This window comes from Poseidonibacter lekithochrous (assembly GCF_018861145.1).
Lineage (GTDB): Bacteria > Campylobacterota > Campylobacteria > Campylobacterales > Arcobacteraceae > Poseidonibacter > Poseidonibacter lekithochrous_A.
On record NZ_JAHKQT010000017.1, the window covers coordinates 179,674 to 192,253 of the forward strand.

Below are 12,580 nucleotides of genomic sequence, written 5' to 3' on the forward strand. Positions count from 1 at the left end.
CTTATTTTTATTTGTGTTTTAAATCAGCTAATGTTAATTTATTTTTATTTTTTACGCTTGTTGCAATTTTATGTGCCATATCAGCTGGTAAAGGAATTAAACCGATTTCAGTTAAGATACCTTCTTGACCAATCATTTTATCTGACATGAATAAGTCTACATATTTATTCATAGCTGGAACTTCTTTTGCATGAGAATTTTTGATATAGAAAAATAATGATCTAGATACTGGGTATTTAGATGATGAAATATTATCAGGAGTTGGATGTACACCATTAATAGTTGCACCTTGAACTTTATCGTCATTTTCTTCTAAGAAAGAGAATCCAAATACACCAAATGCATTTTTATTTTTTTCTAATTTTTGAACGATTAAGTTATCATTTTCACCAGCTTCAACATAAACACCATCAGTTCTTAAAATTGAATATTTTTTATATTTTTTGTTTGCTTTTTTATCTGCTTTATAAAGATCTGTATATACAGCCATTTTTTTGAAAGTATTTTGTAATACTAATTCTTCAAATGCATCTCTTGTACCAGATGATTTTGGTGGTCCATAAACAATAATCTCTCTATTTGGTAATGAAGCATCAATATCAGACCATTTTTTGTATGGGTTAGCGATTAATGATTTACCATCTTTTGAAGGTACTTCTTTTGCAACTGCTAATGCTAAGTTAGTTTTAGAAATATCGAATGCTTTATTTGAAATAGACTGTGCAAATGCAATTCCATCGTAACCAATTACTGCTTCTGTAATATCAGTAACTCCATTTTTTTCACACATTTGAAATTCAGTTGATTTCATTCTTCTTGATGCATTTGTAATATCTGGTGTATTTAAATCATTACCAGCACAAAATAATTTCATACCACCACCTGAACCAGTTGATTCAACTACAGGAGTAGGGAACTTTGTAGTTGCACCAAATTCTTCAGCTACTGAAGATGAAAAAGGATATACTGTTGATGATCCTACGATTTTAATTTGATCTCTTGCACTTAAACTTACTGTTAATGCTGCACTTGCTAATAACGCTAATGATGTTTTTCTGATTGACATATTTTTCTCCGTATTAATTTTTATGAGTGAAGTTTAATATGAGTTGATTACAATTTGGTTACATTGGAGATTATGTTAAATTTAAACTAAACGTAGTAAAATACATAAAACAATTTGAGGATAAGTAATGAAAAAATTAGGGTTAAGTATACTTACAAGTATTTGTTTATTTACAAGTTTAAATGCTTATGACAATTATGCAAGATATTCGATTTTATATTCTGTTCCAAGTGATTTGGAAGTAAAATCGGGGAGTGATAAAAGTGAAATAGGATTGAGTACTGCGTATTCTTTTGAAGTAGGATTAGGATTTGGACTTTCAGATAATTTTACATTAGAAACACAATATACATATAATACTGCAAAAATGGAAGAAGGAAAAGGAGATATGGATATTCATTCTTTATTTATAAATGGTATCTATAATATAAAACTTGATACAAGTTTAATTCATCCATATTTAGGTATTGGAGTTGGTCCTGCTTCTTATTCACTTAAAAGTGATAACGATGTTGTTTTAGGATATCAAGGATTTTTTGGGACAGCTTTTGATTTTGAACCTAATATACAGACATATATTGAATATAAATATAAAAAGTTTAATGATGTTCAATTAGATAATATTTCTTATGAAAATACAAATATTCATGCTATTGGAGTAGGTGTTAAAACTAAGTTTTAGAAGTTCTCTTCTAAGACTTTAATTTTTTAAATTAAACTTTTCTTCAAATTCTTTATATTCTCTTACAAATAATTCATCGCAATCAGCTGGTTTATAAATTACTGCTTTTACCCAAATATCATTTTCTTGGATTTTACAAAAATTTATTGTGATATATGATTCTTTATTTTTATAATGGATATATGTTTGATTTAATTGTACCATTGTTTAAGTAGTTAAAAAAAGAACTAATGGATTTTATAATCCATTAGCCTCAATTAGTTTAGATTGATGATCAGCAATAAGAGGATCAATTACTTCATCAAATAAACCGTCATTCATAATATAGTCTAAACGATACAGAGTTAAATTGATTCTGTGATCACTTATTCTATTTTGCGGATAATTATATGTTCTAATTCTTCCACTTCTATCTCCGGTACCGACTTGTTCTTTTCTGTCAGCACCTTCTTTTTGCATTTTTTCTTGCATCTCTAAGTCATAAAGTCTAGCTTTTAAAACTTTCATAGCTTTATCTCTATTTTTATGCTGAGACTTTTGATCTTGGTTTGTTACTACAAGACCAGATGGAAGATGTGTGATTCTAACCGCTGAATCTGTAGTATTTACAGATTGACCACCATTTCCACTTGCTCTCATAACATCAATCTTAAGATCACCTGGATCAATGTCAATTTCAATATCATCAACTTCAGGCATTACTGCAACTGTAATTGCTGATGTATGAACTCTTCCTTGTGATTCAGTAGCTGGAACTCTTTGAACTCTATGTGTACCACCCTCAAATTTTAATTTTGAGAATACATGGTCACCTTTAATTAGAATTACAACTTCTTTATATCCACCAGATTCACTATCATTAGTGCTCATGATTTCAACTTTCCAACCATTATTTTCTGCATATCTTAAGTACCCTCTAAAAAGGTCACCTACGAATATTGCAGCTTCATCACCACCAGCACCAGCTCTAAGTTCTAAATAGATATTTTTATCGTCATTAGGATCTTTAGGAATCATTAGAAATTTAATATCTTCTTCTAATTCTGGTTTTTTAGGCTCCAAGTCTCTCAGCTCTTCTTTTGCAAGATCACCCAATTCATCATCGTCAAGAAGCATCTTATTCTCTTCTATATCTTCTAATAATTGAATGTATTCTTTAGCTTTATTAACAATAGGAGCGATACTTGCCTGCTCTTTAGAAAGAGCAGTCATTCTCTTTATATCACTAGTTATTTCTGAAGAACTTAACAATTCGTTAATTTCTTCAGCTCTATTAATAAAAGGCTGTAGTTTATCTTGTAGCATATGTACTAAAAGCTATTATATAGCGTTTACTGCAAGTTGTAATCTAGATACTTTTCTTGCTGCAGTTCCTTTTTTAAGGATACCTTTAGATACACAATGGTGTAAATATTTGTTTGCTGTTTTAACTGCTGTTGTTGCAGCTTCTTTATCAGCAGCTTCGATTGCAGCGATTGCTGTCTTAGTTATGTTCTTGATTCTTGTTTTGTAGAATCTATTTCTTTCAGTCTTAACGATTGTTTGTCTAGCTCTTTTTTCTGCAGATTTATGATTTGCCATTTTATTTAACCTCTTTGTAAAATTTTTAAGGGTAGAATGTTACCCAAAGCAACTTAAAGCAAGTTTAATTTTAGGAAGATTTAATGAAACTATTCGGAACAGATGGAGTTAGAGGGGAAGCTGGTACTTTTTTAGATGCAATGACTGTATTAAAATTAGCAAAAGCAGCTGGTATTTATTTTAGGAAACATTCAACAACGAAGAGAATTCTTGTTGGGAAAGATACTAGAAGAAGTGGATATATGATTGAGAATGCATTAGTTAGTGGTCTTACAGCTGTGGGATATGATGTAATTCAAATAGGACCAATGCCAACACCTGCTATTGCATATTTAACAGAAAGTATGAGATGTGATGCTGGGATTATGATTTCTGCTTCTCACAATCCTTATGAAGATAATGGAATTAAATTTTTTGATAACAAAGGTGATAAACTTGGAGTTGAGTGCGAAAAAAAAATAGAAAAAATTTTTAATGATAATGAAGCGATGATATCAGAGCAAGTTACGGGTAGAAATATTGGTGCTGCAAAAAGAATTAATGATGTTATTGGAAGATATATTGTTTCAATTAAAAGCTCATTTCCAAAAGATTTAAGTCTTCATGGGTTAAGAATTGTTCTTGATTGTGCAAATGGTGCAGCATATAAAGTTGGTCCTACAATTTTAGAAGAATTGGGTGCTGATGTTATTACTATAAATCATAAACCAGACGGTTTTAATATTAATGAAAATTGTGGTGCAATGCATCCTGAAGGTGTTGCAAAACTAGTTCGTGAATATAGAGCAGATATTGGACTTGCACTTGATGGTGATGCTGATAGATTAGTTGTAGTTGATGAAAAAGGTGAAGTTGTTGATGGTGATAAATTAATAGGGGCACTTTGTGTTTATTTAAATGATGAAAAACTATTACAAGGTAAAGGTTGTGTTACAACTGTAATGTCAAACCAAGCTTTAGAAGATTTTTTAGCAAAAGATAATATAAAATTGTATAGATCAAACGTTGGTGATAAACATGTTCTTGAAGTAATGAAAAAAGAAAGTATTAACTTTGGTGGAGAACAAAGTGGACATGTAATTTTCTCTGATGTTGCAAAAACAGGAGATGGATTAGCCTCTGCTTTACAAGTATTAGCATTGATTTTAAGATCTGGTAAGAAAGCTAGTGAAGTATTAAATCCATTTGAGTTATATCCTCAAATTTTACATAATATGAAAGTTAGTGAAAAACCACCTTTAGAAGAAATTGCAGGTTTAGATGAAATAGTAAAACCTTTAAGAGATAAAGGGATGAGAGACTTAATAAGATATTCAGGAACTGAAAATAAAATTAGACTTCTTTTAGAAGGTAAAAATAAAAAAGATGTAGTTGATGGAATGGAAACATTAAAGGCATTTTTCAAAAAAGCTTTATGAATAAAAAGTTAATTCTAACAATAATAATATTTGTAGTTTTATTTATAATTGACCAATTATTAAAATATGGATTTGCAAATTTTGATTGGAATGTAAAAGGACCATATATGTCTTTGCATCTAGCATATAATTATGGTGTCGCTTTTTCAATGTTTTCTTTTCTTGCTGAATATTTAAAGTATATACAATTAACAATGGTAATAGCAGGATTTATTTATTTACTTAAAAATAAAGAAATATTTGATGAATACTATTTGCCAATATCCTTACTTTTTGCGGGAGGATTATCTAATATTCTAGATAGATTTACTTATGGTGGAGTGGTTGATTACCTTTATTGGCATTATGGTTTTGAGTTTGCGATTTTTAATTTAGCAGATATTATTATAAATTGTGCAGTTGCAATAATCATTTTTATGCAAATAAAACAATGGCAACAAGAAAGAAAAGAAAAAAAGAATTAGTCCTAGATTTGGGAGCTTAAATTAAAGTTAGCTATAATGGCAAAAATATAATAAATTTTACGAAAAGAGATAAATATGGGTCAAACAATAACAGAAAAAATTTTTAGTGAACATGTAGGAAGAGAAGTATCTGCAGGTGAAATTGTAAGAAGTCCAATTGATATGGTAATTGGAAATGATATTACTACTCCAATTTCTATTAAAGCCTTTGAAGACGGTGGTTTTGAAAAGTTAGCAAATCCAGATGGTTTTGCGATTGTACTTGATCACTTTATTCCTGCAAAAGATATTGCATCAGCAAATCAAGCAAAAATCTCTAGAGATTTTGCTTATAAACATGATTTAAAACATTTCTTTGATGAAAAAGATATGGGAATTGAACATGCTTTATTACCTGAAAAAGGATTAGTATTACCAGGTGATGTTATTATTGGGGCAGATTCACATACATGTACACATGGTGGACTTGGTGCATTTTCAACAGGTATGGGATCAACTGATATTTCATTTGGAATGATTACTGGTGGTAACTGGTTTAAGGTTCCTGAATCAATTAAAGTTGTTTTCAATGGTAAACCAGCAGAACATGTAACTGGAAAAGATTTAATCCTTGAAATTATTAGAATTTTAGGTGTTGATGGAGCTTTATATAAAGCTTTAGAATTTACAGGTGATGCAATTAAATATTTATCAATGGATGATAGATTCTCATTATGTAATATGGCAATTGAAGCAGGTGCCAAAAATGGTATTGTTGCATATGATGAAGTTACAGCAGAATTTTTAGCTCAAACAGCAGAATTAAATGGTGGATTAAGAGCTGAACCAAAAATTCATTATTCAGATGAGGATGCAGTTTACTGTAGAGAAATTGTAATTGATACTTCTAAATTAGAACCAGTTATTGCTTATCCTTTTTTACCTTCAAATGGTCATAGTGTTTCACAAGCAGTTGAAGATAAAATTAAAGTAGACCAAATATTTATTGGTTCTTGTACAAATGGTAGATTATCTGATTTCAAAGTAGCAGCTGAAATTCTTGAAGGGAAAAAAGTTGCACGTCATGCTAGACTTATTTTAACACCAGGAACTCAAAAGATTCTACGAGATGCAACAAAAGCGGGATATATTGATATTCTTGTTGATGCAGGTGGTGTTGTATCTAATCCTACATGTGGAGCATGTTTAGGTGGATATATGGGAATTTTAGGTGATGATGAAGTATGTGTATCTACTACTAACAGAAACTTTGTAGGAAGAATGGGTTCAAGAAGTTCAAAAATTTATCTTGCTAACTCAGCAGTTGCAGCAGCATCTGCTATTTCAGGATACATTACAGACCCAAGAGGTCTTTAATGTCTAAAGTTTCTATTTCTTCAAAAATCCCTTGTGTGATTTTATGTGGGGGTAGAAGCTCAAGAATGGGAGAAGATAAATCTCTTCTTCCTTTTTCTACATACTCCTCACTAACTGAATATCAATATAATAAGCTTAAAAACAATTTTGAAGACGTGTATATCTCTTCAAAAGTAGATAAATTTGGTTTTCTTTCTGAAAAAGAAAAATATTTAATCCTTGATAAAGGTGAAATATTCTCTCCAATTGTTGCTTTGGAAACTATTTTACAAACAATAAAAACTTCAAAAGTATTTATAATTACTGTTGATACTCCTTTAGTATCTCTTGATTCAATAAATGAATTACTCAGCAAATCAAAAGAATATGATATATGTGTTGCAAGAACACAAAGAACCCATAATCTATGTGGTGTATTCTCTACAAGTTTAGTTAAATTTATAAATAAAATGTTAATAGAAGATATTCATAAAGTTAATTATTTACTTAGAAATAATAATACTAACTATATAGATTTTCCTAATGATGATGAGTTTATTAATTTAAATAATAAAGATGAATATATACGAGCTCTAAATATTATAAGTAAATCTAATAACTAATCTTGTGTAAAACAAGCTAGATAAAAGTTCCTTATTATTTACTTTTTGGTATCCTAAAACAATAGAATAATTATGTAAAAGGATATTTATGTCAAAAAATGAATTAGATAAAGCATTAGAATTAGTTGATGCAGAAGCAAAAAAAATTGGAATTTCAAGAAGAGAAGCTTTTAAATTAGCTGGTCTTGGTTCTGCTGCATATTTAATGGGTGGAACTAGTGAATCACAAGCTGCTACTGTTGCTCAAGCTAGTGAAGCAAAAGGTAAAATCTTAATCATTGGTGGTGGTTTAGCTGGAATGTCAACTGCAGCAAGATTAGCTACTACTTTAACAAGCCCTGATATCACTGTGATTGAACCTCTTAGTAAATCAGTTTCATATCAAGCTGGAACTACATTAGTTGCTGGTGGAATATATGAAAAGTCTGATATCCTTTATAATACAAAAGATTTTTTACCTGCAGGTGTAAAACTAATTAAAGATAGTGCAGTTGAATTTAACCCTGATGCTAATAAAGTAGTTTTAGGTTCAGGTGAAACATTAAGTTATGATTTTTTAGTTATTGCTGCTGGAATTACTCTTGATTTTGGAAAAATTAAGGGATTAGAAGAAGTTGGAGATGCTTATACTGCTGGAGATTCTTCGAAAATATTAAAAGCATTTGGAGATTCTGGAATTACCTCTATATATAATACAGATACAGCAGAAGCTACATGGATTCAGATGCAAAAGTTTATTCAAAAAGCAAAAAATGGAGAGAAAGTAAAAGGTATTTTTACTCATCCTAGTACTGCGATTAAGTGTGGTGGAGCTCCAAAAAAAATAATGAATTTAACTCATTCTAGATTAGTAGAAGCTGGTGCACGAGATAATGCTGAATTAAGATATTATGTAAATGGTAGCAATATGTTTGGTGTTAAAGAATATCATGATGCTATTTTAAAACAATTTGAAGTAAGAAATCTTAAATGGAATTACAAGCATAATTTAACAGCTGTTGATATTAAAAATAAAACGGCATTTTTTGACAAAAGATGGGATGAAAAAGGTCCTTATGATGAAGATTTAGAAGAATACTCAACTATTACAAAACATCAAGAAGTAGAAGTACCTTTTGATTTTATGCATATTACTCCACCAATGAAAGCACCAGATGTGATTGCTAAATCAGCAGTTGGTTCAGGAAAAGGTTGGGTTCCTGTAAATAAAGAAACATTACAACATGTTAAATACAAAAATATATTTTCATTAGGTGATATTGCAGCTGTTCCTATGGGGAAAACAGGTGGAAGCGTTAGAAAACAGTATAAAGTATTAGTTGATAATTTAATTTCTGCTATGGAAGGAAAAGAATTAACTGCTAAATATGGAGGATATACAGTTTGCCCTTTAATTACAGATATTGGAAAAGTGATGTTAGCTGAGTTTGATTGGACTAAAAAACCAACTCCTTCTTTCCCTCTAGATCCTACAGAAGAAAGATATATTTGGTGGTTATTAAAAGTTTATATGCTAAAACCAATGACACAATATGGAATGTTATCAGGTAAAGCATAGTTTTTATCTGATTTATATATTTTAGATATAAAAAAAGGGATTGAAGAAAACTTCAATCCCTTTTTTAGTTTATGCAAATTTAATTATTTTAATGCATCTTTTGCAGAATTAACTAATGATATAAATGATGTATAATCATTCATAGCCATATCAGCTAAGATTTTTCTATCTAAAGTAATTCCAGCTATTTTTAATCCGTTCATGAATCTAGAATAGTTGATATCATTTAATCTACAAGCAGCATTGATTCTTACAATCCAAAGCTTTCTAATATCTCTTTTTTTCTGTCTTCTATCTCTGTATGCATATACCATTGAGTGTTCTAATTGCTCTTTGGCCTTTCTAAAATGCTTACTTCTACCACTATAAAAACCTCTAGCAGCTTTTAATACTTTCTTATGTCTTCTTCTTCTAACTACACCAGTTTTAACTCTAGGCATGTATATTTCCTTTCTTTACCATTATTTTAAAAAATAATAAGGTGTCAACAATATTGTTGAACTTTTCCACAATATGTGGAGGGACTAAAAAATCATTTAAAAATGATTACGCTTTGTTTAACATTCTTTTAACTCTTGTTGAATCCACAGCTGCAACAGTTTGTGGTCCTCTAAGATTTCTTTTTCTCTTTTGAGACATTTTTGTTAAGATGTGACTTCTAAAAGCTGATCCTCTTTTAATAGAACCATTTTTCTTTATTTTAAATCTCTTTAAAGCGCCACTGTTAGTTTTCATCTTTGGCATTGAAAAATCCTTTTTTAAATTTGCAATTTCATTTAGAAATGAAAAAGTCTAGGATTATACTTAAATTTTTATTAAATTATGTTTAAATAGGATTTGATAGTGAAAGAAGAGAGAGTAGGTTCTCTTCTTTTTTTATTTGTGATTTTCGTCTTTTTTAGGAAGAGCCATCATATTTACGTATCTTCCTTCAAGTTTAGGTTCTTTATCCATTACAGCTAAATCTTCAACCATTGGCCATACTCTTTTAAGTACATCAATACCTGCTTGTGGATTTGCCATTTCTCTACCTCTTAAAAACACTCTAAACTTTACATGATGTCCAGCTTCTAAGAATTCTCTAGAGTGTTTAACTTTATAATTAATATCATTATCAGCAATTTTAACAGAAAGTTTAATTTCTTTTACAACAATTACTTTTTGATTTTTTCTAGCTTCTTTTTTCTTCTTTTCTTGTTGGTATTTAAATTTACCATAATCCATGATTTTTGCAACAGGCGGTTTACCATCTGGAGCAATAAGAACTAAATCTAATCCTAATTCATCTGCATGTGCTAATGCTTCTTTTGTAGGGATAATCCCATAATTAGAACCATTATCTGCTGTACATCTAACTTCTGTGGCTCTAATATCTTCATTCATAATTACATTGTTTTTTTTGTCTCTACTCAAATTCTACTTCCTTTTTTAATTTCATTTAACATAGTAATAAATTCATCTTTACTCATGTTAGACTGTTCTCTTGTTCTTCTATTTCTTAGTGCAATTGTTTGATTTTCTACTTCTTCATCTCCAACTACAACAATCATAGGAACTCTTTGTTTTTCTGCCATTCTAATTCTTTTATTCAAACTTTCATTCATGTCAAAGATTTTAGAATCCATCTCATCTTCTAATAGTTCTTTTTGTAACTGTTTTGCATACTCAACATGAGTATCTGCAATTGGTACAAAAATAACTTGCGTTGGAGCAATTACAAATGGAAACTCTCCCGCACAGTGTTCAGTTAAAATTCCAATGAATCTTTCAAAAGATCCAAGGATTGCTCTGTGAATCATAACTGGTTGCTCTTTATGTCCTTCATCATTAATGAATTCTACATTAAATCGCTCTGGTAAGTTCATATCTACTTGTATTGTACCACATTGCCACTTTCTTCCAATAGCATCTGTAATTTTAATATCAATTTTTGGTCCGTAGAATGCTCCACCACCTTCATCAATACCATAAGGTAAATTTTCACTATCAAGTGCTTCCATAATACCTTTTGTTGTAGTTTCCCAGAATGCATCATCACCAATAGCTTTTTTAGGTTTTGTTGATACTTCCATTTCATATTTAAAATCAAATGTTTTCATTAATGACTCAACAAATTCTAATACATCAATAATTACATCTTTAACTTGTGCTTGAGTACAGAAAATATGTGCATCATCTTGTGTAAATTCTCTTACACGAAATAAACCATGCATTGCTCCACTCATTTCATGTCTATGAACAACACCATATTCAAAAAGTTTTTTAGGTAAGTCTTTATATGAAACTAAATCATTTTTAAAGATTTGAATATGACCTACACAGTTCATAGGTTTCATTCCATATTTTTGTCCGTCAATTTCTGTATAGTACATGTTTTGACCATAATTTGCATTATGACCTGAAACATCCCACATGTCAGACTTTAGTATCTCTGGACCACGAACTGGTTCGTAACCTCTAACTCTATGAGCTTTATATAAAAGATGTTCTAGTTTTGATCTTAATCTTGAACCATTTGGTAACCATAATGGTAACCCAGCTCCTACATCTTCATTAAATGTAAATAGCTCTAATTCTGTTCCTAATTTTCTATGATCTCTTTTTTTAGCTTCTTCTAGCATTCTTACATAATCGTTTAGTTCTTTTTTATCAAAGAAAGCAATACCATAGATTCTTGTAATCATTTCATTTTCTTCATCACCACCAAGATATGCACCAGCTACTCTTGTAAGTTTAAAAGCTCTAATCATACCTGTTGTTGGTACGTGAGGACCACGACATAAATCTTCAAAATCACCTTGCTTGTACATAGTTAAGGTATCGTCAGTAATGTTCTTTAAAACAGCTTGTTTTAATTCATCATCAGCAAATTTTGCAATAATTTCTTCCCGTGTTGCTTCATATCTTTCGATTTTTAGTTTTCTGTTTGCTATTTCTTTCATTTTCTTTTCAATAGTTGTTAAATCATCATCAGATATTTTAGCATCTACTTTAAAGTCATAATAAAAACCTTCAGTTACGACAGGTCCTACAAAGAATTTTGCATCAGGGTAAAGCTCTTTAATAGCTTGAGCCATCATATGAGCACATGAGTGTCTAAGAATCTCTAAAGATTCAGCGGAGTTATCTTGCTTTATAACATCACCTTCGATATTTAAAGCTTCAGCAGTTTGAAGGTCATAAATTTGACCGTCTTTTAATATACCTATTGGTTCCAATAGTTTCCTTTATTTGTTAATTATATTATTAAATTTAGCTTATTTTATCGCAAAGAGACTTAAACTAAATTACTTATTTTATAAATTTAATAAATTTTCGTTACAATTGAGTATGATTTTAAACTTATCGAAAATAAAAACTGAAAGCTTATTACTATTTTGCAGAGATTTAATTCTTTCTTATAAAGATAAAGAAGATATTTATATAAATGGAGTAGATAAAGAACTAATTGTAAAATTCAATAAAATTAGTGATGAAATGCTTACTCAAATAAATTATGTAACACATTCAAGTGATTATTATATAAAAAATAGAAAACACTATAAAATAAAAGCAGTACTTGATGGATATAATTTTATAAACAAAGAAATATCAAAGGCTTTAGAAAATAAAAAAACTTTTAACCCTTCTATGCTTTATTTTTCATTACTTGCTCTTTGGTTCAAAGAATTAAATAAAGAATCTCGTTCAAAAGAATATATATTTTTTACTATTTATACATATGGTAAGGTATATGATGAATTATTAGTAAAGATAAAAAGTGAAGATTTTAAAAAATTGAATATTTCAATGCTTGAAGTTGCCGAAGAAGTTGTTTATAATTTGGATGCCTATTCTTTTAAATAAAAAGAGA

General features: G+C 29.7%; 15 protein-coding genes. 7 read left to right on the plus strand and 8 right to left on the minus strand.

Features of this window, described 5'->3' with window-relative positions; all coding sequences use genetic code 11:
- Positions 1-7 precede the first annotated feature (7 nt).
- Positions 8-1,066, minus strand: a complete 1,059-nt coding sequence (locus KO488_RS06740; protein WP_216058028.1) for a PstS family phosphate ABC transporter substrate-binding protein — start codon at positions 1,064-1,066, stop codon at positions 8-10.
- Positions 1,067-1,193: 127 nt separating this feature from the next.
- On the opposite strand from KO488_RS06740, the gene KO488_RS06745 reads away from it, so the two are divergent.
- Positions 1,194-1,748 (plus strand): outer membrane protein, encoded by a 555-nt coding sequence (locus KO488_RS06745; RefSeq protein WP_216058029.1) that lies wholly within the window; start codon positions 1,194-1,196, stop codon positions 1,746-1,748.
- 18 nt (positions 1,749-1,766) lie between these two features.
- Here the strand turns inward: KO488_RS06745 and KO488_RS06750 are convergent, their stop codons facing one another.
- From KO488_RS06750 to rpsT, 3 genes are read right to left on the minus strand one after another with little or no spacing between them, the layout of a single operon-like run.
- Positions 1,767-1,952 carry a DUF1653 domain-containing protein gene (locus tag KO488_RS06750; RefSeq protein ID WP_216058030.1) on the minus strand — a complete coding sequence of 62 codons (186 nt, stop codon included), beginning with the start codon at positions 1,950-1,952 and terminating at the stop codon, positions 1,767-1,769.
- Between the two features lie 33 nt (positions 1,953-1,985).
- Entirely contained in the window at positions 1,986-3,053 is a 1,068-nt protein-coding gene (gene prfA, locus KO488_RS06755) for a peptide chain release factor 1 (RefSeq protein WP_216058031.1), read from the minus strand.
- Between the two features lie 15 nt (positions 3,054-3,068).
- Positions 3,069-3,329 (minus strand): 30S ribosomal protein S20, encoded by a 261-nt coding sequence (gene rpsT / locus KO488_RS06760; protein ID WP_216058032.1) that lies wholly within the window; start codon positions 3,327-3,329, stop codon positions 3,069-3,071.
- An 83-nt stretch (positions 3,330-3,412) separates the two neighbouring features.
- Between rpsT and glmM the strand changes: the two genes are divergently transcribed.
- The 5 genes from glmM to KO488_RS06785 all read left to right on the plus strand — a co-directional run bounded on the left by glmM (position 3,413) and on the right by KO488_RS06785 (position 8,727).
- Complete coding sequence (glmM, locus tag KO488_RS06765; RefSeq protein ID WP_216058033.1) at positions 3,413-4,747, plus strand: phosphoglucosamine mutase; 1,335 nt, start codon at positions 3,413-3,415, stop codon at positions 4,745-4,747.
- A complete protein-coding gene (gene lspA / locus KO488_RS06770; RefSeq protein WP_216058034.1) occupies positions 4,744-5,211 on the plus strand; it encodes a signal peptidase II in 468 nt (155 codons plus the stop codon). Before glmM ends, lspA begins: the two co-directional genes overlap by 4 nt.
- Positions 5,212-5,286: 75 nt before the next feature.
- On the plus strand, positions 5,287-6,567 hold the full coding sequence (locus tag KO488_RS06775) for a 3-isopropylmalate dehydratase large subunit (RefSeq protein ID WP_216058035.1): 1,281 nt from the start codon (positions 5,287-5,289) through the stop codon (positions 6,565-6,567).
- Positions 6,567-7,169 carry a molybdenum cofactor guanylyltransferase MobA gene (gene mobA, locus KO488_RS06780; RefSeq protein ID WP_216058036.1) on the plus strand — a complete coding sequence of 201 codons (603 nt, stop codon included), beginning with the start codon at positions 6,567-6,569 and terminating at the stop codon, positions 7,167-7,169. The genes KO488_RS06775 and mobA overlap by 1 nt, the downstream gene beginning before the upstream one ends.
- A gap of 88 nt (positions 7,170-7,257) precedes the next feature.
- The gene (locus KO488_RS06785) at positions 7,258-8,727 is read left to right on the plus strand and encodes an NAD(P)/FAD-dependent oxidoreductase (protein WP_216058037.1); all 1,470 of its coding nucleotides are present in this window, start codon (positions 7,258-7,260) and stop codon (positions 8,725-8,727) included.
- Between the two features lie 83 nt (positions 8,728-8,810).
- Here the strand turns inward: KO488_RS06785 and rplT are convergent, their stop codons facing one another.
- From rplT to thrS, 4 genes are all read right to left on the minus strand, one after another.
- On the minus strand, positions 8,811-9,167 hold the full coding sequence (rplT, locus tag KO488_RS06790; protein ID WP_216058038.1) for a 50S ribosomal protein L20: 357 nt from the start codon (positions 9,165-9,167) through the stop codon (positions 8,811-8,813).
- 106 nt (positions 9,168-9,273) lie between these two features.
- Entirely contained in the window at positions 9,274-9,471 is a 198-nt protein-coding gene (gene rpmI / locus KO488_RS06795; RefSeq protein WP_121627594.1) for a 50S ribosomal protein L35, read from the minus strand.
- Positions 9,472-9,603: 132 nt separating this feature from the next.
- Positions 9,604-10,140 (minus strand): translation initiation factor IF-3, encoded by a 537-nt coding sequence (infC, locus tag KO488_RS06800; protein WP_216058039.1) that lies wholly within the window; start codon positions 10,138-10,140, stop codon positions 9,604-9,606.
- Positions 10,137-11,945 (minus strand): threonine--tRNA ligase, encoded by a 1,809-nt coding sequence (gene thrS / locus KO488_RS06805; RefSeq protein WP_216058040.1) that lies wholly within the window; start codon positions 11,943-11,945, stop codon positions 10,137-10,139. Before thrS ends, infC begins: the two co-directional genes overlap by 4 nt.
- Positions 11,946-12,057: 112 nt before the next feature.
- On the opposite strand from thrS, the gene KO488_RS06810 reads away from it, so the two are divergent.
- Positions 12,058-12,573, plus strand: coding sequence for a hypothetical protein (locus KO488_RS06810; RefSeq protein WP_216058041.1), 516 nt, complete (start codon positions 12,058-12,060; stop codon positions 12,571-12,573).
- Positions 12,574-12,580: the final 7 nt, after the last annotated feature.

Bases quoted from the DNA above. Each gene is read 5' to 3' on its own strand.
- KO488_RS06740 (WP_216058028.1), bottom strand. From the start codon at position 1,066: ATGTCAATCAGAAAAACATCATTAGCGTTATTAGCAAGTGCAGCATTA.
- KO488_RS06745 (WP_216058029.1), top strand. From the start codon at position 1,194: ATGAAAAAATTAGGGTTAAGTATACTTACAAGTATTTGTTTATTTACA.
- KO488_RS06750 (WP_216058030.1), bottom strand. From the start codon at position 1,952: ATGGTACAATTAAATCAAACATATATCCATTATAAAAATAAAGAATCA.
- prfA (WP_216058031.1), bottom strand. From the start codon at position 3,053: ATGCTACAAGATAAACTACAGCCTTTTATTAATAGAGCTGAAGAAATT.
- rpsT (WP_216058032.1), bottom strand. From the start codon at position 3,329: ATGGCAAATCATAAATCTGCAGAAAAAAGAGCTAGACAAACAATCGTT.
- glmM (WP_216058033.1), top strand. From the start codon at position 3,413: ATGAAACTATTCGGAACAGATGGAGTTAGAGGGGAAGCTGGTACTTTT.
- lspA (WP_216058034.1), top strand. From the start codon at position 4,744: ATGAATAAAAAGTTAATTCTAACAATAATAATATTTGTAGTTTTATTT.
- KO488_RS06775 (WP_216058035.1), top strand. From the start codon at position 5,287: ATGGGTCAAACAATAACAGAAAAAATTTTTAGTGAACATGTAGGAAGA.
- mobA (WP_216058036.1), top strand. From the start codon at position 6,567: ATGTCTAAAGTTTCTATTTCTTCAAAAATCCCTTGTGTGATTTTATGT.
- KO488_RS06785 (WP_216058037.1), top strand. From the start codon at position 7,258: ATGTCAAAAAATGAATTAGATAAAGCATTAGAATTAGTTGATGCAGAA.
- rplT (WP_216058038.1), bottom strand. From the start codon at position 9,167: ATGCCTAGAGTTAAAACTGGTGTAGTTAGAAGAAGAAGACATAAGAAA.
- rpmI (WP_121627594.1), bottom strand. From the start codon at position 9,471: ATGCCAAAGATGAAAACTAACAGTGGCGCTTTAAAGAGATTTAAAATA.
- KO488_RS06810 (WP_216058041.1), top strand. From the start codon at position 12,058: ATGATTTTAAACTTATCGAAAATAAAAACTGAAAGCTTATTACTATTT.